This is a genomic window from Martinezella dioscoreae (genome assembly GCF_009176305.1).
Taxonomy (GTDB): Bacteria; Pseudomonadota; Alphaproteobacteria; order Rhizobiales; family Rhizobiaceae; genus Rhizobium; species Rhizobium dioscoreae.
In genome coordinates, this window is record NZ_BLAJ01000004.1 from 246,660 (window position 1) to 270,883 (window position 24,224).

The 24,224-nt window shown below is 58.3% G+C and carries 19 protein-coding genes; 4 read left to right on the forward strand and 15 right to left on the reverse strand.

All coding sequences use genetic code 11. The features are described 5' to 3' along the window. Positions 1–666 precede the first annotated feature (666 nt). The 14 genes from GDN47_RS18405 to GDN47_RS18470 form a co-directional block, all read right to left on the reverse strand. Positions 667–1,164, reverse strand: a complete 498-nt coding sequence (locus GDN47_RS18405) for a DUF995 domain-containing protein (RefSeq protein WP_113353337.1) — start codon at positions 1,162–1,164, stop codon at positions 667–669. A 30-nt stretch (positions 1,165–1,194) separates the two neighbouring features. Continuing rightward, entirely contained in the window at positions 1,195–2,142 is a 948-nt protein-coding gene (locus tag GDN47_RS18410) for a glycoside hydrolase family 26 protein (protein WP_113353336.1), read from the reverse strand. Between the two features lie 17 nt (positions 2,143–2,159). After that, entirely contained in the window at positions 2,160–2,699 is a 540-nt protein-coding gene (locus GDN47_RS18415) for a DUF995 domain-containing protein (RefSeq protein WP_113353335.1), read from the reverse strand. Then, positions 2,696–4,114 carry a UDP-glucose dehydrogenase family protein gene (locus tag GDN47_RS18420; RefSeq protein ID WP_152093964.1) on the reverse strand — a complete coding sequence of 473 codons (1,419 nt, stop codon included), beginning with the start codon at positions 4,112–4,114 and terminating at the stop codon, positions 2,696–2,698. Before GDN47_RS18420 ends, GDN47_RS18415 begins: the two co-directional genes overlap by 4 nt. 38 nt (positions 4,115–4,152) lie before the next feature. Beyond that, positions 4,153–5,982 carry a glycosyltransferase family 2 protein gene (locus GDN47_RS18425; RefSeq protein WP_285772584.1) on the reverse strand — a complete coding sequence of 610 codons (1,830 nt, stop codon included), beginning with the start codon at positions 5,980–5,982 and terminating at the stop codon, positions 4,153–4,155. Next, positions 5,979–6,965 (reverse strand): UDP-glucose 4-epimerase GalE, encoded by a 987-nt coding sequence (galE, locus tag GDN47_RS18430; protein WP_113353333.1) that lies wholly within the window; start codon positions 6,963–6,965, stop codon positions 5,979–5,981. The genes GDN47_RS18425 and galE overlap by 4 nt, the downstream gene beginning before the upstream one ends. Then, entirely contained in the window at positions 6,965–7,978 is a 1,014-nt protein-coding gene (locus tag GDN47_RS18435) for a UDP-glucuronic acid decarboxylase family protein (RefSeq protein WP_113353332.1), read from the reverse strand. The genes galE and GDN47_RS18435 overlap by 1 nt, the downstream gene beginning before the upstream one ends. A gap of 579 nt (positions 7,979–8,557) precedes the next feature. Further along, positions 8,558–8,896 (reverse strand): slr1659 superfamily regulator, encoded by a 339-nt coding sequence (locus GDN47_RS18440; RefSeq protein WP_069615114.1) that lies wholly within the window; start codon positions 8,894–8,896, stop codon positions 8,558–8,560. Positions 8,897–8,914: 18 nt separating this feature from the next. Next, a complete protein-coding gene (locus tag GDN47_RS18445) occupies positions 8,915–9,469 on the reverse strand; it encodes a slr1658 superfamily regulator (RefSeq protein WP_113331227.1) in 555 nt (184 codons plus the stop codon). A 4-nt stretch (positions 9,470–9,473) separates the two neighbouring features. Next, positions 9,474–11,834 carry a SpoIIE family protein phosphatase gene (locus tag GDN47_RS18450; RefSeq protein WP_113353331.1) on the reverse strand — a complete coding sequence of 787 codons (2,361 nt, stop codon included), beginning with the start codon at positions 11,832–11,834 and terminating at the stop codon, positions 9,474–9,476. After that, positions 11,831–13,006 (reverse strand): class I SAM-dependent methyltransferase, encoded by a 1,176-nt coding sequence (locus GDN47_RS18455; RefSeq protein ID WP_113353330.1) that lies wholly within the window; start codon positions 13,004–13,006, stop codon positions 11,831–11,833. The genes GDN47_RS18450 and GDN47_RS18455 overlap by 4 nt, the downstream gene beginning before the upstream one ends. After that, on the reverse strand, positions 13,003–13,512 hold the full coding sequence (locus tag GDN47_RS18460; RefSeq protein WP_113331224.1) for a ubiquinone biosynthesis methyltransferase UbiE: 510 nt from the start codon (positions 13,510–13,512) through the stop codon (positions 13,003–13,005). Before GDN47_RS18460 ends, GDN47_RS18455 begins: the two co-directional genes overlap by 4 nt. A 38-nt stretch (positions 13,513–13,550) precedes the next feature. Continuing rightward, positions 13,551–15,254, reverse strand: a complete 1,704-nt coding sequence (locus tag GDN47_RS18465) for a putative bifunctional diguanylate cyclase/phosphodiesterase (protein ID WP_113331223.1) — start codon at positions 15,252–15,254, stop codon at positions 13,551–13,553. Positions 15,255–15,641: 387 nt separating this feature from the next. Continuing rightward, on the reverse strand, positions 15,642–16,829 hold the full coding sequence (locus GDN47_RS18470; RefSeq protein ID WP_113331222.1) for a glycosyltransferase: 1,188 nt from the start codon (positions 16,827–16,829) through the stop codon (positions 15,642–15,644). Positions 16,830–17,210: 381 nt separating this feature from the next. Between GDN47_RS18470 and GDN47_RS18475 the strand changes: the two genes are divergently transcribed. The 4 genes from GDN47_RS18475 (at position 17,211) to GDN47_RS18490 (ending at position 23,903) form a co-directional block, all read left to right on the forward strand. Then, positions 17,211–18,479 carry a polysaccharide biosynthesis/export family protein gene (locus tag GDN47_RS18475; RefSeq protein WP_233788494.1) on the forward strand — a complete coding sequence of 423 codons (1,269 nt, stop codon included), beginning with the start codon at positions 17,211–17,213 and terminating at the stop codon, positions 18,477–18,479. A gap of 29 nt (positions 18,480–18,508) precedes the next feature. Then, entirely contained in the window at positions 18,509–21,766 is a 3,258-nt protein-coding gene (locus GDN47_RS18480) for a nucleotide-binding protein (protein ID WP_233789986.1), read from the forward strand. A 4-nt stretch (positions 21,767–21,770) separates the two neighbouring features. Beyond that, entirely contained in the window at positions 21,771–23,078 is a 1,308-nt protein-coding gene (locus GDN47_RS18485) for a glycosyltransferase family 4 protein (protein ID WP_113353328.1), read from the forward strand. A 132-nt stretch (positions 23,079–23,210) separates the two neighbouring features. Next, a complete protein-coding gene (locus GDN47_RS18490) occupies positions 23,211–23,903 on the forward strand; it encodes a sugar transferase (protein WP_069615122.1) in 693 nt (230 codons plus the stop codon). Here GDN47_RS18490 and GDN47_RS32060 read toward each other — a convergent pair. Continuing rightward, complete coding sequence (locus tag GDN47_RS32060) at positions 23,893–24,066, reverse strand: hypothetical protein (RefSeq protein ID WP_162718440.1); 174 nt, start codon at positions 24,064–24,066, stop codon at positions 23,893–23,895. The two genes, GDN47_RS18490 and GDN47_RS32060, sit on opposite strands and share 11 nt — an antisense overlap. Positions 24,067–24,224 lie beyond the last annotated feature (158 nt).

The window sequence follows — 24,224 nt, forward strand, 5'->3', positions numbered from 1 at the left end:
GAAGTCTGTGGATGTCTGAGCCGAGGCTCTGTGCATCCGCCGAATGTCGCGCCAAGTTATTATCATCGCAGGCAGCATTGTCGCAGGTCCCCGCCCCGAAGGCTGTAAGGGGAAATTAAGCAGATTTCATTAATATTTTCAAGATATTTATAGAAGTTGCTTAAATATTTTCCGCTGAAATACACGAAGGAAACTTGTCAAGGAGAGTAAACTTATGAGTTTTTGGAAGAACTCTTGCAATCTATCCGCAGGTAATCGAAAGGTCGGCGTCTCTTTATCGATAATACTTGCGATTGCATCTTCGGTGGTCATGCATGAAACTGCAAATGCTGCCGAGAATGTGCACGTGAAGAATAAGACTGTGCAGTTGTACATGAAGAAGTATCAAAAGGACAATGTCGTCTTCTATAGCGGAAGTTCACTTACCAGGACGACTTCGGTTTCCGCCGAGAATTACTTCAAAGGTTCTCCTTATATCTGCACACCAAGTGGATTTGGAAGAACGTCGCATTGCTACAATCGCAGCGCATTTTGAGTTGAGCCGGCTGATGCCACGCACTGCGCGCGGCAAAGAATAGGGGCATTTCCCGGATGGCGGTTCGACGGAACAGGTGAGACGCATGCCGCCCGCTATCCAAAAGAAAGCCCCTATGTGAGTATTCGACTTCAACCGGGCAGATGTCTGCGAACATAGTCGCCCGGCCGCAGTTTCAGAACTTCGTCATCATGTTTGATCGGATTATGACGGAACACATACCATTTTCCGCCTGATGCTCGTTTCTGATAGATGATCCCGGCCTTCTTGCGATGCAGGAAGCAGGACACGTTGGGTGCGGCACTTTTCTTGCTGTACCAGACAGCGCTCATGCAGAGCCTACCGCGATCGGTCGCATACCAGATGCCCCTTGCGTAGGATTTTTGAGCGCCCGTATGCGACCAGGCTGTAAATCGACGGTGATGACGCGAGAAGAAGCCGGCCCCGTCCTTCCATATCCAGGAACGTCCCGAGTAGAGCTTTTTCAGTTCCTTGGCGCTCATTGGCATGGCTTGATGGGCCGCACGCGCTGTCATTCGATCGATTTGATGCTGTGTCGCCGCGTTCGCGGTGCCGGCCAGCAGCATCGCGAACATGGCGTTCAGGATGATGAAACGGAACCAAGACATGGGTTTCTCCTCAATCTTTCATCATCGCGGTCAATTCAAGAGAGGCGGCGTGGCGACGCGCCAATCCGGCCTGCCCAGACCATCCGGCCAGGGATAGACTTCACGGTCGTTGAAGTAGACCACCGCTTTCAGGTCAGGGAATTCGGAATGCGGCTTGTTGGCTTCCTCGGCCCACGCGTGAACATAGGCCTCGTTGCCCTGGTAGCCCAGTTCCGCGATCACGATCGGCTTCTTGAAGCGTTTCACACGGTCGTAGCCGGGTTTGGTCGCTTCCACGAAGGTCGAATCTCGCCCGAGCTTGCGCTGATCGAACGGCTGGTAACCGAAGACCGACAGCCCGACGACGTCGACGAATGAATCGCCGGGATAATAGGCTTCAAGCCCATCCTTGCCCATCGGCGACCACATATACTTCGCCGAGGGAAGGCTCTTGCGGCAGACGGTGACGGCGTGCCTGTAGGCCTTCACATACTCCTCCGCATTCCAGTAGGCCCAGGTGAACTGCCCGTTCTTCTCATCCATTTCCTGCGCCCAGCGAATGGTGACGGGTGCATTGAGCTTCGCGGCCGCCGAGCAGATCGCCGTCATGTTGGAATCATAGTGGCCCGCCAGAATTCCATTGAGTAGATCGGTAGGCGTGACGCGCCAGTCGCGGGCCCATGACCAGGGCTCGATGGTGATCAGCAGCGAACGCCCACGCTTGCGGGCATAATCGTCTGCCGTACTCAGCGTCGACAGATCGACGTCTTCCCAAGGCAGGAAAAGATGCTCGATCTTCGGATTGGGGTCACTGGAAAAGTCCCCGTTGGGATCATAGGCACCCCCCGGCAGCGATTGGGGTGTGATGATCGGCCTCTTGTCGTTGAAGAGAGGCCGAGTCTCGGCCTTCGCGTCCAGGCCGTTGCTGGCAGCGTATACGCCCCCGCAGAGGGCGCCAGCCGCAAGCAAGGCCGTCGTCAGCTTTGATAGAGTTTTCATAGCTTTGCCTCCTTCCTCTATTCGGTCTTGTGGACGGTCAAAGAGGTCTTCAAGGCCTCCAGTCGTTGTGAGACCAGATCATCGGCGATCAAGTTTGTCGCCTCGTCGGTTTTCTTGGTGACGGGATGGCGAAACACGAACCATGCTCCGCCAGTCTCGCGTTTCTGATAGATCGTTCCATCGAGAATGCGATGGATGAAGCAGGTCTTGGCGGGAAACTGGCCGTTCGTGGCGTGCCAGGTTGCCTCGAGACACAGACGGCCGGTGTCCGTCACAGCCCAGCGGCCTTCAGCCCAGGATTGTCCGTTGGTCCCGTCGACCCAGGCAGAAAACCGACGGTCGGTATCCTGCATTCGGCCAGCACCATCAGGCCAGCGCCAGCTCTTGTCGTGATAGAGCATGTAAAGTTCAACCGCCGTCATGGGTCTTGCTCCATCCGGCACCTTGGTGGTCGTTGCGGCCAAGGCCGTATTGCTCCCCGCTGCAAGTCCAAGCACGATCGCACATGCCAGCGATGCGGCGGGGACCAGGGAGGTCTGTGTCCTTAATGGCTTCATATTGCTTCTCCCGTATCGTGGATTGGAACGAGCTTTGGGGTTGCCGCCTTTACGGCTCGCTGCCGGTTTCGTCGTTTGGCGATATCGCGCAGGCTGCTATGTGTGCTTGCCGACTTACCTATGGAGCAGACGTGAAAGCCAATCCGGCGGGCGGCTTCCGCATCCAGCGCATTTCGCAGATCTATGAGAACAGGCTGGCGCAGTTTCTTCTTGAGCTGGGCCAGGTTGATCTTTCGGATGGCGTCCCATTCCGTCATGACGACGACGGCATCCGCGTTTCTCGCGCATTCATAAAGATCCTCGTGGAAATCGACGCTGCTGAGGACTTTTGCTGCATTCTCGATGCCGACGGGGTCATATGCCCGGATGCGGGCACCCAGGCGCTGCAGGGTTTCGATGAGCGGCACGGAGGGCGCGTCGCGCATGTCGTCGGTATCGGGTCTGAAGGTCAGGCCGAGAATGGCGATGGTCAGGCCGTCAATATCGCCGCCAAGTGCCTTGCTGACCTTCCGTGCCATGCGCCGCTTGCGCATCTCGTTGACGGCAAGGGTTTCCTCGACGATACGCAACGCCACGCCATGGTCCTGCGCCGTCTGCAACAACGCAAGCGCGCTTTTGGGGAAGCATGAGCCGCCATAGCCAGGGCCGGCGGCAAGGAGGCTTGCCCCGATGCGCTTGTCGAGCCCCATACCGAGCGCCAGCTCTCCGACATCGCTGCCCATCTCCTCGCAAAGATCGGCAAGTTCGTTGATGAAGGTGATCTTCGTGGCGAGAAAGGCATTGGCGGCATGCTTGATCAGCTCAGCCGTCCGACGCATCGTGATGATGACGGGCGTATTCTGGCGCTCGATCGGGACATCATAGAGCTCGACAAGCCGTTTGCAGGCCCATTCCTCCTCCACGCCCAGGACGATGCGGTCCGGAGCGAGAAAATCCTGCACCGCAATGCCTTCGCGCAGAAATTCCGGATTGGAGGCGACGGCGAAGGTGCCAGGCGTCCGGACCGAGCTGATGATCCTGTGCACGGCGTCGCCGGTTCCGACCGGCACCGTCGATCTTATCACCACGATACTATCAGCCGAGATAAGCGCCGCGAGCTCGCGCGCTGCCTGGTAAATGAAGGAAAGGTCGACATCCGCCTGTCCTGGATGCGGGGGCGCAGCGATCGCTATGAAGACGATGGCTGCTCCTTCGACCGCCTTTGCGATGTCGCAAGTGAAGTCCAGCCGTCCCGCGGCATAGTTTCGTTCCACCAGCTCGTCGAGATCCGGTTCGTAGATCGGAATCCTGCCGTGACGAAGGGCGGCGATCTTATCGGCATTCTTGTCCACACAGACGACACGATTGCCCCATTCGGCGAAGCATGTGCCGCTGACCAAGCCCACATATCCGGTTCCAATAACAGCTATCTTCATGTGCGTTCCCGCCAATAGCGTCCTTCCCGTCATGAACCTCAATCGTCCGTGTCACTCACGTGCCAGTGCGGATTGAGCACCATTCTGTGCAGTCCACGCCCGCCAATGCCGGCGCCCGCCACCGAAAAGCGATTGTCGAACAGCACGTAGCCGTCGGTGTCCCAAATCAGTGATTGTACTCCGGCGCGGCCGTGCTCCATGATGCCGACAAATGGCAGCGCCGTCAGAGCAAGCAGAGCGCTGGCGAGCGCTGGCCGATAAAAGCGCTTGTTCGCGCCGAGCGTGTTTTCACGCGCATGCTGGACGATGATGACCAGCAGCAGCAAAGTGTAGATGGCGGCATTCATCGTTGCGAAGATATAAAAGCCGCTGCTCTCCTCCGCGCTGACGGATAGCACCGGCAAGATGGAGGCGAGAGAGAGAAAGCCATAGGGTGCAAGGACCCGGAACGGCAGCGGATCGACCTCCGATGTGCCTTTCGGCGTGACGCGGAAATCCACGAACGATCCGGTCGCCCGATCGTGAATGGCAGCCAGAGCGCCCACGAGTGCCCACGGCCAGCGGGCAAACAGGAACAATGTCATCTCCCAGCTCAGGATCCTGGCATTGGCCGGCCTGAACGTATGCGTACTGCGCCAGCGATAAGCGAACAGGATCAGCAGAACGGATTGCGGCACGAAGTGCAGCAGAAAATCGGGATAGGAGACATCGACGAAGGTCCTGCCTCTAACAAGCGCGATGATGGGCATGACGAACATCAGCGCCATGAAGAGCGAGAAAAGAGAATACCAGAGCTGCGAAAACAGGAACTGGATCTTGAGACGCAGCGGCAGCCGCTTGATCAAGCTTGGCGAATATTGCAGCAGGATCATCATCAGGCTGCGCGACCACTGAAACTCCTGGGTGATGAGATCGGCAAAGGTGCGCGGGCCATCGCCATGCGCAATGGCATCGAGCGCATGAATGCCACGCCAGCCGTGCGCATTCATCATCAGCGTGGTGGAGTGGTCTTCCGCCAGCTCTGGGCCTAGACCGCCAATGCTCTTCAGGGCCTTGGTGCGAACGGCGTAGTGCGAGCCGATGCAAAGCGGCGACAGCCCGTGATTGAACCCCACCTGAAGCGATCCGTGCATGCTGGCTTCCGCATAGAGACGGCCGCGTGCCGACCAGCTTTCACCGGCATTCCGATCGCAGATGCTCGGCGCGGAGACATAGCCGACCGCCGGATCGGCGAAGGGGCGAAGCATCTGAAAAAGATAGCCTTGCTCGGGCACATGATCGGCATCGAGCTGCACGACGAAATCATAGCCTTCATAGCCGTAGTGATCGTAGAAGAAGGCGAGATTGCCTTCCTTGCAGCGGGTGCGCCGCGGCCAGGTCTGGCGGTGATAATCTTCGCGGCCCCTGCGGGTGGATACCTGGACGCCATGTTTGCGGCACCAATCCAGCGTCGAGGGTGACGGATCTTCATCCGCGAGCCAGGTGTCGTGCGGCACATTCTGTGCCAGCATGGCATCCAACGTCCGGGCCACCACCGCGAAGGGCTCCGATGGTGCCTTGGTGACGACCATGGCGATGCGGCTGCCGGCGGGAAGCCGCAATTGCCCCGTCGGCTTTTCGGCGCGAAAGAAGACGATGATGAAATAGGCTGGAATGATCGTCACCCAGGCAAGCACCAGGGTCAGCAAGACCGATCCCATCGGGTCGACGTGGTGTGCGGGTGTAAACCACCAGCTCCAGAAATAGACAAGCGCCGCGAGCCATAGCGTGGCGCAAGCGACATATTCCGCGCGCTGGCGACCCCGCAGGACCGGCGTCATCAACGCCCTTTCCTTCATTGCTTCAGCTCGTGTCCGGATCGATGTCATCCTCGCATCTCCAGTCCGAAGAAGGGAGCCGCGGTCCGGATGATTGTTTCGATATTCGAATGCAGAGCGTGGAAGCCGAGTTTCTCGGCGGCAAGTTCGGAAGCGGCATAAAGGACAGGCGGATCGCCCGGTCGCTGCCCGTGCATGGCGATGGGAACCTTGCGTCCGCAAACGCGTTCGATCTCCCCGACGATCTCCTTGATCGACGTGCCGTGCCCTGTTCCCAGATTGACGGCAAGATTGTCACCACCAGCCAATAGATACTCGACTGCCAGGACATGCGCCCTGGCGAGATCCAGCACGTGGATATAGTCGCGCACACAGGTACCATCCGGCGTGTCGTAATCGTCTCCATAGACTTCCAAGGTTTCGATCGCGCCGGCCGCCGCCAGCAACGCGCGTGGAATGAGATGCGTTTCGGGATCATGCCATTCGCCCAGTTCCCGTTCGGGATCGGCGCCCGAGGCGTTAAAGTAGCGTAGTGCCACATAGGAAAGTCCGTATGCGGCTGAATAGTCGGCGAGCATGTGTTCGGCAATCAGCTTCGTTCTGCCATAGGGATTGATGGGTCGAGGCGTCTCGCATTCGCGGATCGGCAGATGGGCGGGAATTCCGTATATCGCGCAGCTCGATGAAAAGATCAGCCTATTGGCTTGCGCGCGGCGGCACGCCTCTAGAACCGACAGCGTGCCGGTGACATTGTTGGCGTAGTATTTCGCGGGATTTTCAACCGACTCGCCGACATAGGCCGAGGCGGCGAAATGTATGACCGCCGCAGGCCTGTGGCCATCGATCGCCTCAACAAGGCGGGGCGTGTCGAGAATATCGCCTTGGACGAAGGGCCCCCAGCGCACGGAGGTCAGGTGGCCCGTCGAGAGATTGTCATAGACGACGGGCTCGAAGCCCTGGCGATGAAGGAGTTTCGCGGTGTGGCTGCCGATGAAGCCGGCGCCACCCACGACGAGTATTTTTTGCCTGGCCATCACGCAACCTCGAAAAGCTCGCTGCTTGGACGAACCAGCTGCCGTTCGAAGTAGGCGATGGTGGACTTCAGCCCATCCGCTAGCGCGACCGACGGTTCCCATCCCAGTTCGCGTTTCGCGACGCTGATGTCGGGCCGGCGCTGACGCGGATCGTCGACCGGCAAGGGCTTATGGACGATCTTTGAGCTGGAGCCGGTGATCGCGATCACCTGTTCGGCAAGATCACGCACGGTAAATTCCCCCGGATTACCGAGATTAACAGGCGTATGGATGACCGTTTGGTCGGCCATAAGGCGGACAAAACCATCGATCAGGTCGGCGACATAGCAGAACGAGCGCGTCTGGGAGCCATCGCCATAGACCGTGATGTCCTGGCCCCTGAGTGCCTGGACGATGAAATTGGATACGACGCGGCCGTCGTCGGGGCGCATGCGCGGCCCATAGGTGTTGAAGATACGGGCAATCCTGATGTCGACGCCGTGCTTAGCGTGAAAGTCACGGAAAAGCGTTTCGGCGGAACGCTTGCCTTCGTCGTAGCACGAGCGGGGGCCGAAGGAATTGACGTTGCCCCAATAGTTCTCAGGCTGCGGATGTACCTGGGGATCTCCATAGATCTCCGATGTGGAGGCCTGGAAGATGCGCGCCTGGTGATGAGCGGCTAGCTCCAGCAGGTTGAGCGAGCCGAAAACGCATGTCTTCATCGTATGGATCGGATCGGCCTGATAATGCGGCGGAGATGCCGGGCAGGCCAGATTGTAGATCTCGCTGACAGGCAGATCGAGTGACGCTATGACGTCATGGCGGATAAAGCTGAACGTGTCATAGCGAAGAAGATGCCACAAATTGTCCATCCGCCCGGTTGAAAAATCATCCACGCAGATGACTTCATGGCCATCCTGCAGAAGCCGGTCGCAAAGGTGCGAGCCGAGGAACCCCGCGCCTCCCGCAACAAGAATCGTACGTCTCTTGGTATTTTTTGGAGTGATGCCTGCAGATTTGAACGCTATGCCCATCAAACCCTCCCGGTACTTTAGACACGCAGCCGAGTATCAAGGCGAAGTAAGACTTCCGCCTTGTTGTAGGCTGTTTACAACTGGGAATTATTTCTGCAATTTATGGCTATAGTTTACTAACGTTTAACTATGCTGTCGTTATCAAGGAATGCAGAAGTTTTACATTCTGTCCATTTTTGTCGCTATCAGCGCTGATGTATTAATTTAAAATAATTTACATTGGGCGTGTGATTTAAATTGTAGTTTTTACTATAGAATTCAGATATACGTTGGTATTATAAGATATTTTAGAGATATCAATGAGTATTGTTATTTATCTCCGCCCCAGATGGCGAAGCCGATAGGCGTAAGGGAGAGTCGACCCAAATTCGGCTTCAAATAAATTCGCGCGATATGTTGTATCACGATACTCCTCTTCTCCAGCAAGTTTTCGTGTCCGCGCCCTGCGCGACAGCAACAAAGCACCGTGGCTCATCTGAGATCTTGTAAGCGGATAATTCCATAAGGGCGAATGCCCGAACCATGAGCGTTCTGACACCCCGAGGGAGCGGCAAGGATAGGGGCGCGGGCGCTTGATGGCTAGGTCAGGCGCAGATCCAGGCGCGGATGCAGCTTTTTCAGATTTGGCAATGATTTCATCTGCCAGGGAATTTGCGACGAGCCGCAGACGGTAAGATGAACATCCGGATGCTTGCGCGCCTCTATCGTCAGTTTGGCAAGCAGGTTGATGCCCGAAGAATTCAAGAATTGCAGACCGGTGAGATCGAAAGTCGCCTTGCCTCCGCCCCCATGAAGGATCGTCCTGGCCAGATCATAGACCGGTGCATAGGCGTCGGGACCCGCCAGACGCATGGTTCCGTCAAAATAAAGGGTGCTGCCTTCGGACCAGACGCGGAATGCTTCTTCTTTGATTTCCATAAAAGGCCTCTCGCTGGTTCACGCCGATGAAATCGCCATTGCGGCATAGGTTTGCAGCTTGATCCGCTTGTGCGGACCATCCTCGTCGAAATGCCAGGCCAACTGGACCTGGTAGTCGCTCATCAATGTCAACAGTCCTAACCCGGATGCATCGTCGCCGGCAAGAACGCTTGCCTCGATCTGTTCTATCAGGAGATCGCCGGGATCGCCGGCCGTAACCCTCAGCAATAATTCCTGGAAGCGTTCAGTCGCGTCGCGGTCGATAAAGTTTCCGATCCGCATCCTGAAATGATGGTCATCCCTCAACGCCTCGATCAGGATCTCGCCCGTGGCGCGGAACTTGATGGAGTTTTCGATGAGCTCGTTGGTCAAATAACCGATATCGTGCCGTACCGTCTTGTATTGGCGCTCGGAAGCACGGAAATCGAGCGCCATCGTTTCCGCGATAAAGTCGGATGTCATGGCCGAATGGCGCCACGCCAAGTGAAGAGGTCCGTCGAACAGGCGAATGCGAAGGGCATTGGTGCCGTCGAACGAAACCAGATGTTCCTTGCCGAAAATTGCTGTTGTCATCTCCTCACCTGTGCCGCATCACCACAAGGGTAATATCGTCATGGATCTTATGGGTCCCGATGTAAGCCATCAAATCGTCGAGTATGCCCTCGACGACTTCTTCCGCAGTCCCGCCATGTAGCCGGCGGGCATCCTCCAAAAGCCTGTCGAAGCCGAACAGTTCGCCCTTCGAATTCTCCGCTTCGGTGACACCGTCTGTATGCAGGACTACCATGTCGCCCTTCTCGAAGGATACTTGCCGCGTATCGATAAAGGGAGCTATGTCGGGCTCGAGGCCAACAGGAAGACCGAGATCGCCTGTATCTATCCGCTCCACCTTGCCGTCCTGGCGAATGATGATCATGTCCTCGTGCTGGCCGGATATGGTCAATCTCTCGCCGTCATAGTCGAGGAACGACAAGGTGAGATGCTTGTCCGTCCGTGTCCGTTCGATGTTCTTGAAGATGGCGCGGTTGAGATCGGTCAGGAATTTTGCCGGATCCATCTCGCCTGCTTCCTGCAGGGCGCGGGCGATCGATTGCACCATTAGCATCAGCACGCCGCTCTCCAGCCCGTGGCCGGTCACGTCGCCGATGCCGATCTTGAGGTTGTTTCCGTTCTGCAGAACATCATAGTAATCGCCGCCGACTTCGTCGGCTGGGCGCATGTAGGCGGCGATCTCCAGATGCTTGATCGCCGTCAGTTCCTTGGCCCGCGGCAGGACCATGAGCTGGATTTGCTTGGCGACATTGAGCTCGGCACCCAGCCGCAGATTTTCGTTCTTCAATTGGCTGTTGAGGGTGGAAATCTCTTCCTTGGCGGCCTCGATCTCCTTGGTCCGGTCCGAGACGAGCTTTTCGAGGTTTTCGGTGTGGAAGCTGATATCCTCCGCCATCCGGTTGAATGCGATGCCGGCCTCAGCCACCTCGTCCCTGGTCGAGATATCGACCCGGACCGAATAATCCTTCGCCTGTATGCGTTTGGCGGCGCTCGCCAGCGCGCTGATGCCGCTGGTGACGCGTTTCGAAGCAGCGAAGACCGCCGCTGTGACGATCATCAGCGACACAAGGACCGCCATGATCTGATAAAGCAGGATGCGGTTGGTCGCCCGCGATATCTCATCCTTGGCGGCAATGAGCGAGGCGTAGATCTCGCGCTCGGGCACGACTATCCCGAGCGACATGACCTCGCGTTGCACCGGTCCATCCACCCAAAGATTGGTCGGGTGCAATTGCTTGACGACCACGAGGTAGGGAACATCCTCTCCCTGCTGGCTAAGGGTAATATGCTGGATCACGCCGTCGGCCTCGAGTGGCAGCGTGGTGATTGCCGTTTGCGTGCTGTTGCGCAAGGATCGATCGACGCCGGTGACGCCCTTGGCGGCGGCATCATTGGCGGCACGCAAGCCGATGACCTTCTCGCCCACGGGATTGATCGCGACGACATTTCCATTCGACATGGCAAGGAAGCCGAAGCCGGTCTGGGCGACTTTCACATGCTCGACGATTTCGGCAAGTTGCGTGAGCGTGATATCAGCGCCAGCGGCACCGGCCACCTGATGCCGATCCGGCGTCCAGAGCGGATGAAAAAAGCTGACGATCAGCTTGCCGGTGATGGCGTCGGTATAGGGAGCGGTCTGGGTGATGTAATCGGCAACCGGCCGTGATGACGGGTTGGAAGCCCATTGCTGCCAGGATTCGTAGAGGCCCGGAAAGAAGAATGTCCAAAAATCGGCGCTGTTATGGCCGGGATAGAGCCGGTCGAAGGTCTGTGCCTGCGTCGTATAGGGAGCGGTCCGGAAAATCGGACGCTCCCTGGGGCCGATATAATACATCTGCAGCTTCGACGCGCCGTTATGCAGCAATGAAGGGGCGACCAGATCGAGCACCGCGCTCCACTCTATGTCTGCCTGTACCTGGGGCAGGGGATGGTGATCCTTATCGAGCAGGTACCCCCAGACACTGATGACGGAGGGCGTGCCGGGCAAGTTCTGTGACCACTGGCCAACCGGGTCGTAGGACACCGTTACGGCACCCGGGGACGCCCTGCTCATGGCGGCCCCCACATCCACGCTTCGCGCGGGGTTGTCGATCTGTCCCTGCAGCACGCCCGCCAGCGCCTTCACGTCGGAATGGACCTGGTCGATCAGCAGGCCGACCTCCGCGGCGGTCGAATCCGCATAGGAGCGAATGTAATCCTGGCTCGCCTTCTCCAGGCCTTGTCCCACTTCCGTCGTGGCGTTGCGCGAAAGACGCTGGACGTTCCAAAGCGCAAGGCCGCCGCTGACGAGCAGGTCGAAAAGAACGGCACCCCCGACCACGAGTAGAAATTTGGCGCGAAAGGAGCGCAGTCCGAGCCGTTGCTTGGCGGTTGACGCGTCTGTCATAGCGGTTTCTGTCCCGAGGAAGCCCAGATCGGCCAGCCGGCATAGCCTCTTGGGTGGAGCGCGGCAAAAATATGGTCGGCGAAACCTTGTTTGAATCGCTCGATGAATGCGGCCGAATCCCCTCTTCGGACCGCCATCTCATCTGCGTAGACATTCCGCCACGCCGTGATGATGTCGGCGAAATCCTGGGGATCGCCGTCGAGATTGGTGACCATGAAGCTTTCCATCCGCACATCCTTGAAGCCGGCATCCAGCAGCATGCGGCGGCCCTTGGGACCCATTTCGACATCCATGTCGAAATGGGCAAACAGCTTCGCGACCTCGTTATAGGTCCATTGGATGCTGTCGGCTCTGGGCTCGCCAAGACAATGGGAGTTCTTCTCGTTGGTGATGTAGACCCTGCCGCCTGGCTTGCATATGCGATAGAGCTCGCGCAGCAGAATATCCGGACGGTCGAAGATCTGCAGCGAATGCCTGCAGGTCACGAAATCGAACTGGTCGCTCTCGAACAGCATCTGGGATGCATCGCCATAGGTATATTCGATATCCTGGACGTCGAAGTCGTCCGCGACCTTGCGGGCATATTCCAGGCTCGTCACCGAGTGATCAAGGGCAACGATCCGCGCCGGCTTGAAATCCTTTCGCAGCAGCATGGCGAAATCGCCGATGCCGCAACAGATGTCGGCAATATGCAAACCCTCACGAAGGCCGTGTCGCGGCAATATCTCGCGTTCGTGCCGCCAGGTCATTTTCGTCTGGGTTCGGAGGATCGGGATGAAGCTCTGGTTCTCCACGAACGTCTGCCCGGGATAGAAGGCTGAATCGTAGATCTCGACGGCGATGTTGGGCGACAGATCGCTCAAATGGCGAAACAGCCGCGATGCCCATGCGACGACGCTCGAGGCGACGACCGTCAGTTTGAGATCCGGCCTCGACCGGGTGGCATCGAGGAGTGCATGCGTCAGGGCGCGGAACGCCGTATTGTTCATGTGGATGACGCGCTTCAGATTGATGTAGCAGACACCGTTCACCGTCTCGATACCGTTTCGCAGCAGGGCGAGATCATCGGCGAGCTCGGCAACCGAATGCGGTCTAAGGACTCCCGACAGGGAAAATTCCTGATTGTTGGCATCGAATTGCGCTGTGAAACGGCTAGAGGAGGGGTTGTTCAATTGAGTAGCCTTTCGAGTGCGAGATCCACCACGAAAGTCATCACGCCTGTATCCTGATCGGACAGCTCGATATCCGCATCGTAATTGACGGCAAGGCCAAGAAGGATCGCGTGCTCGGCACGCGCGGCGTCATCGGTGATGACATCGAGATAGTTTGCAAGCGCATGGCCGTTTCCGATGCGCTCGACGATTGCCTGATATGAAGCGCGTTGTTCGGCCGAGCAGGGAAAAGTCAGTTCGATTCGCTCGATCAAGCCATTCCGGTAGAAGCGGCAGGTAAGGGTGCCGCCGCTTTCCCTGGTATGAAACGACATCTCGAAGAGTTCATTCAGGGCTGACGAAAGCAGGTTGGCATGACGGATGGGATCGTGGCGATCATGGCTGACCATGCGTGCCACATAAGCGGCGCATTGGTCGCAATGCGACCAGTCCGCCACCAGGGTCGCCATCTCCATCTCCAGCTCAAGCAATGGCTCGAAGGCCGCGCCCATTTGCACCTCCTCCATGTTACCCCCTCAAGAAATTCCCGAACGAAATGCGAAACTCACGGGCTGGCGTGATATTCGTCGAATGTGGTGACCGGTTGAGTGCGCGCACCCCGCCTTATGAAATCATCGAGCTTGTCGGCGCTGAGCGGAGGGCTGATGCTATAGCCCTGCAGGCGGTCGCAGCCTTCTTCCCGGAGCCAGGCGGCCTGTTGCTGCGTTTCGACGCCTTCCGCGGTCACCCGCATGTCCAGACCGTGGGCAAGCCCGATCACGGAGCGCACAATGGCTTGGCTTTTGCCGTCCTGCAAAATATCCCTGATGAAGTAGCGATCGATCTTGATCGTATCGAAGGGAAAATTCTTGAGATAGCTGAGCGAGGAATATTCCGTGCCGAAGTCATCAAGGGAAATCTGGATGCCGAGCACGTTCAGCGTGTTCAGCGTGTCGAGATTGTTGGTCGTGCGTTCCAGAAGCACGCCTTCGGTGATTTCCAGCTCCAGGCGCTCGGCTGGAAATCCGACGATATCGAGCGTTTGGGAGATGCGATCGGTCAGGCCCGGCGTCAGGAATTCCGCCGGAGAAAGGTTGACTGCGAGCGTATAATGCGCCGGCCATGCCAAGGCCTCGCGGCAGGCTTCTTCCAGCATCCACTGACCGATTTCGCGCATGAGGCCGTCGGCTTCGGCCATGGGAATGAAAGCGGCCGGCGGAATGATCCCGAGGGTCGGATGCCGCCAGCGCAGCAGCGCCTCGAAGCCGACTATATGGGACGAAGACTCCACCAGCGGCTGATATTCGATGAAGAACTCGTCGCGTTGCAGCGCCACGCGCAGGCTTCGTCGCAGCAGCTCCCTTTGTTCGACCACGATCAGCATGGCCGGATCGAAAGTCCGCGCCCGCCGTCGTCCCTCTTTCTTGGCGGCATAAAGGGCGACATCGGCAGCCTTCATCAGCTGTTCCCCCTCGTTGCCGTCGCGCGGCGCAATTGCAATGCCGACGCTTACGCCGACGAAAAGAGAGATGCCGTTGACCGTGAACGGCTTCTTGAATTCGCTCACCAGCGCGTCTGCCAGTCGCTCCGCCTCGAAGGCACGCTGCGGTCCGACCTGGATGATGGCGAATTCGTCGCCGGCGAGACGGTAGACCGTTCCGCCCTCGCCGAGCGCTTCCTTGATTCGTGCGGCGGCGAGTTTCAGCACGATGTCGCCGGCACCGTGGCCGAGCGTGTCGTTGACGGGCTTGAAGTCATCGAGATCGAGCTGCATCAGCGCCGGCCCGATCTTGCCGCTCGCCGGAAGGAGCTGCGCCAGCGCGGTACTGAATTGGCGGCGATTGGGCAATCCGGTCAACGCGTCGTGTGTTGCCTGATGGATCAGCCGCGCTTTTTCACCGTCGTCGGATGGCAGGTTCCCATTCGAGCTTGCCCCGTTGGTTTCGACGATCAGGAGGCCTACTCGAATGTAGGAGACGACAACGTTGCGTTTTCCTCGCCTCGGATCGTCGAGCGGGATCGTGCGAGCTTCACCTGTATCGATTACCTGACGAATGAGCTCGGCAAGCGCCGGTTTTGCAAGTGCCGGATAGGCCTCCCACAATGTCACCTTGTTCCGGGTGGGAAGGCCGATATGCTCTTTGAATCCCTTAGAGGAGTCGAGCAGTTTGAGATCGAGGTTCCAAAGCGAAATAACCGCCTCTAAACCGTTGTCGGATTCGGACTCATATGGAATTTGCTGCGACCGATCCACTCGGTTCTCAGGCATATGGCCTCGTCCTCCCCAAGCCGGTCAAACAAAATCCGGCCATTCTTCAGTTTCAACTGGTCCGTTCGCATCGGAGCGTGCGCATCAACAATCGCAGTCTCATCGATCGTGCGGGCGCAAGTCGTAACTTACCAGAACGTGACAGCCGCTTTAAGCGAATATATTACTAGACCTTCATATTTAGCAATGACTGCTAAAACATGTGCAGATTAAATCGACCGCGGCGATATTATCTGTTTCATTTTGAGTGCTAGAAGATTGCACTCCCAGATCGCACGATGCGTTTAGATTGCAGTGTTTCCATCGGGTGATTTCGATGGCTCCATGGTTGATTCGTGGAGTGTCCTCTTTTCCGATCGACGCCAGCGGTCGCAGTCCCGCCGCCTTCTACTGAAGTGTCCTGCTTTGCGGCTCCATCGCAAGGACCGGCAATTGCGCTTCGCGGCCCCCTTGAACGACAGGGTGGCTGCGAAGCCTTGCGGCCTTGCGAATAAGCAACTCCTCATTGATGATCGCTTGCATGCTCGCGGTGAATTTGCGGGGACTGAACTGTTCCGCATGCGCTTGCAGTGTTTCCGGGTGAAAGCGGTGCTGCATGGCCTCGAAATCGATCACGGCCTTGATCAGCGCATCGACGGACTGCTGGTCGAAGAGAATGCCAGTCACTCCCGGCGCGACCGTTTCCAGCGCCCCCCCACTTCCGTAAGCGATGACGGGTCGCCCGCTGGCCATCGCTTCCACCGGAACCATGCCAAAGTCCTCCTCGCCGGGAAAGACCAGCGCACGGCAGCGCGCGAGCTTTTCTCTCAATATTGGAAATGGGGTCCGGCCGAGAAAAGTGATCGAGGGACCGGCGATACGTTTGAGCCCCTCCGCTTCGCTGCCTTCGCCGATGATGACCAGTTGGCGATTCATCCGGGTAAAAGCCTTCACCGCCAGATCAATCCGCTTGTAGGGAACCAACTGGCCGGCGCAGAGATAAAAATCCTCTGTCGATGGCGCCGGCGTGAAGTCATCGACATTGACGGGTGGATAGACCACGGTCGCGGGCCGCCGATAATACTTGCCGATGCGGTCGCAGACATGATGCGAGTTGGCGACGAAGCGGTCGACGCGCATGCTCGTATTGACGTCCCAGGAGCGCAGCATCGGCGCCAGCATCGGCAATATGAGCCGGGATGCGAGGCCCGCATGGGATCGATAGAAGTGATAGTGATCCCAAAGATACCGCATGGGGGAATGGCAATAGCAGATATGCGTCGCCCGCGGCGACGGGATGATACCCTTGGCCGGGCCGGATTCGCTGGAAATGATCAGATCGTAGCCGGTGAGGTCGAAGCTCTCCAACGCGAAGGGCATCAGCGGCAAGAGCGATTGGTAGGTCTTGGCGGCACCCGGAATCCGCTGAAGGAAGGAGGTGAAAATCTTGTGCCTGCGAATCTTCTCGGAGACACGGCTTTCATCATAGACGAGAGTGAAGATATCGGCGTCCGGATACATGTCGCAGAGCGCCTCGACCACTTTTTCTCCGCCGCGCATCGATACCAGCCAATAATGCACGATCGCTACCCGCATTGCTCTTCCCTCCATGGGTCGAGACAACATTGGGCAGCCGGCAACTTTTGCGACAGGGCCTACATCGGTTCAGCGCGGCATACAAATGGCCGAAGCGAGTGACCAAAAGATTTAGCTGCCGGTATGTGCCTGCACACAAGGATATGCCCATCCGACCAAGAGACGGCAGCGTCGCCTACCTCCCTGCCAGAAATGATAAGCCCTGTTGCTTCGGTAGGGGATTTACACGTTATGCGTTCAGCTGCTGATCTCGCTCCATGGCGCCTTTTCCGTGTGATGGCGCAAGCGATCAAGAAAGCGAGATTTAGACTCATGTCCAGAGTGTGCGCTTCGGCTTACCATTCCATCTCCAGGCCATCTCGATTGATGGCGCCCTGGTTGATGGCGTTGCTTCTTTCCGGCGTGGGGATGCATGGCATGGCGAGTGCTGCGGCGGCCGACGCCTATCGTGTCGGACCTCAGGCGCGGATCAAGGTCGCCATCGTCGAATGGATCGCCGCAACCGGCGAATACAAGGAATGGACGGCGCTGAACGGCGAATATGTCGTGTCGCAATCGGGTTCGATCTCAATTCCGATGATCGGAGAAATGCGGGTCGGCGACAAGACCGTCGAGGACATCAGCGCCGATATCGGCGACAAGCTGAAGCAGATCACCGGTCTGGCGCTTGCACCGACCGCTTCGGTCGAGGTGGTCAAATATCCGATGATCTACGTGTCCGGCGCTGTCGAAAAGCCGAGCGAGCTGGAGTTCAGGCCCGGCCTGACGGTGAAGCAGGCGGTTGCCATGGCGGGTGGGCGTGAGCGTCGGTCCAGCCAGACCGGTGACTACTCGGAGGCGCAGCAGGTCAGCTATGCCGGCGAGATCAGCCGGATGGAGCTGCAGCTGAAACAGCTCGGCGCCCGGCGGGCCCGCCTGATGGCCGAACTCAACGATCAGCCGGCGATCACATTCCCGCCGGAGATCAAGGCCGCTCCCGAGGGATCGGCCATCTGGCAGATCATGACGAGCGAAGTAGACCTGTTCAATGCCAGGGCAGATGCTCTGCGTCAGCAACTCGCCGCCGCCGCGGATCTGGAAGTGCTGCTGCGCAACGAAATCAACATCCTTGATGAGAAGATGTCGTCGCAGGACGAGCAGGTGAAGATCGCGCAGGACGAGTTGAGCGACATTTCCAAGCTGGTCGACACGAAGATCCTGACCACCTCTCGGAAAACCTCGCTGGAGCGGATCGTCGCCGAGATGCAGGCAGGCAAGCTGGATCTTGTCGTTGCTTCGATGCAGGCAAAGCAGAAGCTGAGCGAGACCGAACGTGACGCGCTCAATCTCAAGGGCCAGCGCAAGACCGATGCCGGCCAACTGCTGCAGACTACCGAGACCGAAATCGAGGATACCAAACTAAAGCGAAACACGACGCTGCAACTTCTGCAGCTTTCGGGCGCTTCGCTTTCGAGGAGTCAGAGCATGAAGGCGCTCGATCTCCAGCCGATGGAATACTGGATCACCCGCAACGGCGACGAGGCCAATGCGATCAAGGCATCGGAAGCGACCGTGCTGCAGCCGGGGGACGTTCTGGATGTGCGCTACAATATTTCCGGAAGCCTGGACGGCACGGCGCTTTCGTCTGCCGATACCGGCCAATCTCAATAGTGATAAGCGAGCAATGTGGGGCGACAATCATGGCAATTCACGAGATCGGTAAGGGCTTGCGCAGCATTCCTTCGAGCGCCAAGGGGACAGGGGGCAGCGAATATATCTCCTTTCGTGACGTCTGGCGTTTCCTGCAGCGCCACTGGATGATCTTCGCACTGTTTACGGGGGCGGGCCTCGGCGTCGGCGGCTTCTACATGGCGACCACCCAGCCGGTCTATTTGGCGACCACGCGGCTCGTCATGGATCCAGACCAGGGACGCATCGTCTCGCAGGACGCCTTCACCGGAACGGTCATCATCGAGGCGGCGGAAATCGCGAGCCAGGTCGAGATCGTCAAATCCGAGGCGATCGCGCGCGCGGTCGTGCAGAAACTCAATCTCACGGAAGATCCGGAAATAGTCGGCGGCATGTCCTGGCAGGCGACGCTGCATGACAAGCTGCGCGCACTCTTCAGCTACTTCAAGCACGGCGATGATGGCAGCGCGAAAGTGGAAACCACGGAGGATGATCTCATGCGCCGCACCATGGCCTCCTTCCTCTCCAGGGTCGAGGTTACCCGCGTTGGCCAGTCCTACATTCTTGAGATCGGATATAGTTCGGTCGATCCGCAAAAGGCGGCTCTGGCGGCGAACGCGATTGCAGAGGCCTATATCAGCACCGGCCTGTCGGAGCGGGCATCGGCAGCGCAAAGTGGTGCCAAATGGCTGGAGACACGTTTGATCGAAGTCGGACGGCAAGCTCGCGAGGCGGCGATGAATGTTGAGGAGTTTCGCGCTAAAAACGGCATCATGGAGATCAGTACATCGTCCTCCCTCGATCAGCAGCAACTATCGGAGATCAGTAGTCAAGCAGTCGCGGCCAAGGCACAGACGGCGGCAGAATCAGCCAAGCTCGCGACACTCAACCAGCTGATGTCGGGTGGTAAAGTCGAAGGCGATGTCGATGAGACGATGAACAATCCGCGCATACAGAAGCTGCAGGAGGATCTCGGAGCTGCGACAATCAAATTGAACAACCTTACCGGCAGATATGATGCCGATAATCCCGCCATCATTGCCGCGCAGCAGGAAATCGATCGAATAAAGGGAGATATGCGCAAGGAGTTCGAGCGTATCCAGGCAGTCTACAAGGTAAATCTGGAAGTCGCCCAAACCCGCGAGAAGCTGCTCAGCGATGAATTGGCGTCGCTTAAGGACGCCGGAACGGACAAGAATCTGGCAAGGGTGGAGCTGTCGGAGATGGAAAGCCGCGCCACCACCTACCGACGGATGTATGAAAGCATCCTGCAGCAGCTGATTGGCGCGCTGCAAAAGGAATCGTTTCCGCTTGGCAATGTTCGTGTCGTGACCGCGGCCGCCGTGCCGCTGGCAAAGAGCTGGCCGAAGTCTTCCTTCGTCCTGCCCTTCACGGCCATGCTCGGCCTTGCGGCCGGTGTCATGGCGGCGCTCTTGCGGGACGGCCTGGATCGCCGCGTCAGCTCCAGTGAAAAGCTGCGGCGGGAATTGGGGATCAGCTCTCTCGGCCACGTGCCCGTCTACATGAGCCCGTCCTTCCTGCCGGGAAGAATGGCGGCCGCCAACGCGGGCTGGCGACGAACGATGCTGCCGTTGAGATCCGTGCTCGATACGCCCTATTCGCAATTTTCGGAAGCCTTGCGTGGTGTCAAGCACTCGATCGATTCCGCATTTCCGCCGAACGCACCCATGGTGATCGGCATCACCTCGGTCGGCACCGGCGAAGGCAAGACCACGATCGCGACCAATCTCGCGCAGCTCTATCAGCACGAAGGTGCATCCGTTGTGCTCGTCGACGCCGACTTTCTCAATGCGAGACTGAGCTGCGTGGTTACCGAAGCCGGCACGGATTTCGGCATGGAGGCCTTGAGCATCAACGATGCGCCGCGCCGCTATGCCGTCGCCCATGAAGGCGGCCTGCTTGTCGCGAAGGCCGAGCATGAGCCCGAGGCGGAAGTCATGCAGGCCCATGGTGGCGTCCCGGTCGTCACCGTCGACGAGACCGAAAAATCCGTGACCGCTTTTCAGCGCTATGGGCATCTGCCCGCGCTGAAGGCTGAGATCGACTTGTTGCGCCGGCGATACAAGGTCGTCATCGTCGATATGTCTGCCTTCGAGGATTCTGCCGATACCCGCGTCATCTGCACCTATCTCGAGGGCATTGTCGTCGTCGTCGGTCAGACGAACAAGATGACGGTGGAGAGGCTGTCGGACGCGCTGGCAAGCTTTGGCACGACAACGATCAATATCCTCGGCATCATCGCCAACCGCAGCCATGAGAGGCGCCACCGCCAGGACAAGCGGCTTTGGCGCCGCCGTCAGGATCGTCGCCAGGTGCGCGCGTCGGCGCGACGACTTACGGGCAGCGTAACGGGCCGGCCCTTGAAGATCACGCTCGGTGTTGCAAGCTCCGGCCGCCGCGATATCCTGTCGTCCATCCTCCCCCATGTTGCCAGCCAAACACGGAAGCCGGACGAGATCGTCGTCTGCCTTTCCTCCCCGGAAGACATCGATCCGAGCTGCCTTAGAAATCTCGACATTCCGGTGCGGGTGCTTATCAGCGAGCGCGGGCTCTGCCGTCAGCGCAATCGCATTCTCGACAGCGTTCAGGACGCGGATATCGTCCTTTTCCTCGATGATGATTTTCTGATGACGCCTGCCTATATCGCAGAAACGGAACGACTGTTTCAGCTGCAGCCGGATGTCGCCATGTGCACCGGCACGGTCTTGGCCGACGGCATTACCGGACCGGGCATTTCCGTTCGTGACGGCTTACGATTGGTCGGCACGGAGCGCCGCCGCCGCTCCGAGCCCTCGATGCAAATCCGATCTGTTTACAATGCCTATGGCTGCAACATGGCGATCCGCATGGCCGTCGTCAAAGCCGCGGCCCTGCGTTTTGACGAGAACCTACCCTTCTATGGCTGGCTCGAGGATGTCGATTTCAGCAGACTCGTGGCCCATTACGGCCAGGTCGTGAGCGTCAAGCAACTCGAAGGCGTTCATCTCGGCACGAAAGGTGGCCGACCGGGCGGTGTTCGTCTCGGCTATTCGCAAATAGCCAACCCGCTCTATCTCATGCGCAAGCGCACGATGAGCGTGCCGCAGGCAACAATGCAGATCGGCCGCAATCTCGCGGCTAACCTCGTCAAGGTCTGGCGACCGGAGCCTTGGGTCGACCGCAAGGGCCGCCTTAAGGGCAATGTCATCGCGCTTCGCGATCTCCTCAAGGGCAGGTTGGCGCCCCAAAACATCGAAGCGCTGGAATAATCCGGTGGCACGCTCATCCGACCTCGATCGTGTCGTCATCATCAACGACCGCTCCGCCAGGATAGGCGGAGCATCGAATCTGGCGATGCTCTCGGCCACTTTGCTGCAGGAAGCCGGGGTAGCCGTGACCTACTTCGCCGGCGATGGCGCCGGCTCCGAACAGCCAGCGGCCGACACCATCAATCTGGCCGCACAGCCGCTAACGCAGCAGCCGCGTCTCAGCGCACTTGCCAGCGGTCTTTATAGCCATCGGGCCTATGAAGGCTTGAGCGCTCTCATGTCGCGCGTCGATACCAAGGGCACTATTTATCATGTCCACGGCTGGTCGAAGATCCTATCGCCGTCGATTTTCCGCGCCCTATGGCCGGTTCGGGACCGAGTCGTCCTGCACGCTCATGACTATTTCCTCTCGTGCCCGAACGGAGGATTTGCCAATTACCGGAGAAGCCAGGTCTGCCCTCTGACGCCGATGTCGCTCGGCTGTCTGGCGACAAACTGCGACAAGCGCGGCTATCACGAGAAGATCTGGAGATCGGCCCGCCATATGGTGAGGGAGCATTATTACCCCATCCAGCAATTTGCCGCCAATATCATCGTCGTACATCAACGTATGCGCGAATACTTCGCCCGCGGCCAGATCAACATGGGCAATATCGAGGCAATTCGCAATCCGGTCGAACCCTTCCTCGATCATCCTACGGAGCCATGGAAGAAGCGCGATTTCTTCTTTGTTGGTCGGCTGGAGCCGGAAAAGGGATTTGAAGATGCCGCGATCGCGGCGCGGCTTGCCGGTGGAAAGCTGCAGATCATAGGCGACGGCGCCGGCCGCGGTCGGCTGGAGCGGGACTTTCCCGAAGTCGTCATTCACGGCTGGAAATCCAAGAGTGAGATGCGGAACATCCTTTGCGACGCGCGCGCCCTCGTCATTTCCTCCCGGGTGCCGGAACCTTTCGGATTGGCGGCGCTCGAGGCCGTGACGAGCGGCATACCGGTGATCTTGCCGGATACCGCGCTTCTCGGCGACGAACTCGCGATGCTCGGATGCGGACTGACCTTTCAGGGCGGCAAGGTGGAAACGCTGGCAAGCGGAATGCGCCGGCTTGCCAGCGATGACATACTTCTTCGACGGATGAGCGTGAATTGCCTCCGCCGATCAGGCGAGCTGGCGCACACACCTGTCTCATGGCGCGACGCATTGCTTACCCTGTACGATCGTGTTCTCGACCGCGCAAACGCTGCCAGAACGAACTTGCGGTCGACCTTGGACGACGACTTTTCAGCCGCCCATCGACTGATCGACGAAGCGGGCTGAGGCTTGTGGGTAGCTCTGTGCCCGGCGTCCTACGCCAATGGGACTAACCCAATGTCCGCAGGGTCAATTGTCAAGGATTGGGGCAGCTGGCAGCCTTTGAAGGAAGCATGATGGTGGTGAGGGGTCCGGAAGATGTTATCGACTTTTGACAGCATTGCCCATCGCGAGCGATCTCGCCGCGAGGCGAAGCGGGCGGAACGAAGGGGACGCGCCAAGCGTATTGTCGACCTTGTTCTTTCTGGGCTCGGGCTGTTGTTTCTGGCGCCGGCGCTGCTTGTCATCGCGATTGCATTGCTTCTGGTCGACGGCCGGCCCGTCATCTATCGCCATACGCGCGTCGGCCGCGATGGACGCCCGTTCGACTGCCTGAAATTCCGCACGATGCGCAAGGATGCCGATCGGCAGCTGGCGGAACTACTGGCACGTGACGAAACGCGAAAGCAGGAGTGGCTATCGACACAGAAGCTGACGAACGACCCTCGCGTGCACTGGCTCGGGAAATACCTGCGCATGAGCAGCGCCGACGAGCTACCACAACTGGTGAACGTTCAGCGCGGTGAGATGAGCCTGGTCGGACCTCGACCTGTCGTTGCCGCGGAGCTCGATCGCTATGGAGCCAATCTCTATTGTTATCTGGGGCTGCGGCCGGGGATCACGGGCCTCTGGCAGGTCAACCGCCATGCCGATACCACTTACGAGGAGCGTATCCAGTTTGATCTGGATTACTTCCATAGCCGTTCCTTGCGCACCGATTTTGCAATTCTCGTAAAAACGGTTGGCGTCGTGCTGCTTGCACGCAACGAAAAAGAACGTCTCACCAAATGAAAAAAGCGGCTACGGCAATCCAGACGACAAGGCAGAAAATCACCAGAATCCAACGAAGCAAAAGTTTCTGGCGCAATCCACCCGGCCGTTCCGGGGCGATGCGATCATGGTTTTCGTCTTTCATAAGCGGCTCTGCGTGGTGTTTCATGACGATTGCCGGCAAGCCCCTCTTCTATTGCCGAGAACTTCCATCGGACCCTGACGTTCAGGGTAATAATTTCTCTGATGGAAAATCGAATAATTCCGGCGCACCCCGCTTGCAGGCAGCGCTTCATTGCACGGAATCATGTCCTGAATGGGAACACTATAGACTTTATCTGG

Bases quoted from the DNA above. Each gene is read 5' to 3' on its own strand.
- GDN47_RS18475 (WP_233788494.1), top strand. From the start codon at position 17,211: ATGGCGTTGCTTCTTTCCGGCGTGGGGATGCATGGCATGGCGAGTGCT.
- GDN47_RS18465 (WP_113331223.1), bottom strand. From the start codon at position 15,254: ATGCCTGAGAACCGAGTGGATCGGTCGCAGCAAATTCCATATGAGTCC.
- GDN47_RS18450 (WP_113353331.1), bottom strand. From the start codon at position 11,834: ATGACAGACGCGTCAACCGCCAAGCAACGGCTCGGACTGCGCTCCTTT.
- GDN47_RS18490 (WP_069615122.1), top strand. From the start codon at position 23,211: ATGTTATCGACTTTTGACAGCATTGCCCATCGCGAGCGATCTCGCCGC.
- GDN47_RS18480 (WP_233789986.1), top strand. From the start codon at position 18,509: ATGGCAATTCACGAGATCGGTAAGGGCTTGCGCAGCATTCCTTCGAGC.
- GDN47_RS18420 (WP_152093964.1), bottom strand. From the start codon at position 4,114: ATGAAGATAGCTGTTATTGGAACCGGATATGTGGGCTTGGTCAGCGGC.
- galE (WP_113353333.1), bottom strand. From the start codon at position 6,965: ATGGCCAGGCAAAAAATACTCGTCGTGGGTGGCGCCGGCTTCATCGGC.
- GDN47_RS18445 (WP_113331227.1), bottom strand. From the start codon at position 9,469: ATGACAACAGCAATTTTCGGCAAGGAACATCTGGTTTCGTTCGACGGC.
- GDN47_RS18470 (WP_113331222.1), bottom strand. From the start codon at position 16,829: ATGCGGGTAGCGATCGTGCATTATTGGCTGGTATCGATGCGCGGCGGA.
- GDN47_RS18415 (WP_113353335.1), bottom strand. From the start codon at position 2,699: ATGAAGCCATTAAGGACACAGACCTCCCTGGTCCCCGCCGCATCGCTG.
- GDN47_RS18410 (WP_113353336.1), bottom strand. From the start codon at position 2,142: ATGAAAACTCTATCAAAGCTGACGACGGCCTTGCTTGCGGCTGGCGCC.
- GDN47_RS18405 (WP_113353337.1), bottom strand. From the start codon at position 1,164: ATGTCTTGGTTCCGTTTCATCATCCTGAACGCCATGTTCGCGATGCTG.
- GDN47_RS18460 (WP_113331224.1), bottom strand. From the start codon at position 13,512: ATGGAGGAGGTGCAAATGGGCGCGGCCTTCGAGCCATTGCTTGAGCTG.
- GDN47_RS18440 (WP_069615114.1), bottom strand. From the start codon at position 8,896: ATGGAAATCAAAGAAGAAGCATTCCGCGTCTGGTCCGAAGGCAGCACC.
- GDN47_RS18435 (WP_113353332.1), bottom strand. From the start codon at position 7,978: ATGGGCATAGCGTTCAAATCTGCAGGCATCACTCCAAAAAATACCAAG.
- GDN47_RS18425 (WP_285772584.1), bottom strand. From the start codon at position 5,982: ATGACATCGATCCGGACACGAGCTGAAGCAATGAAGGAAAGGGCGTTG.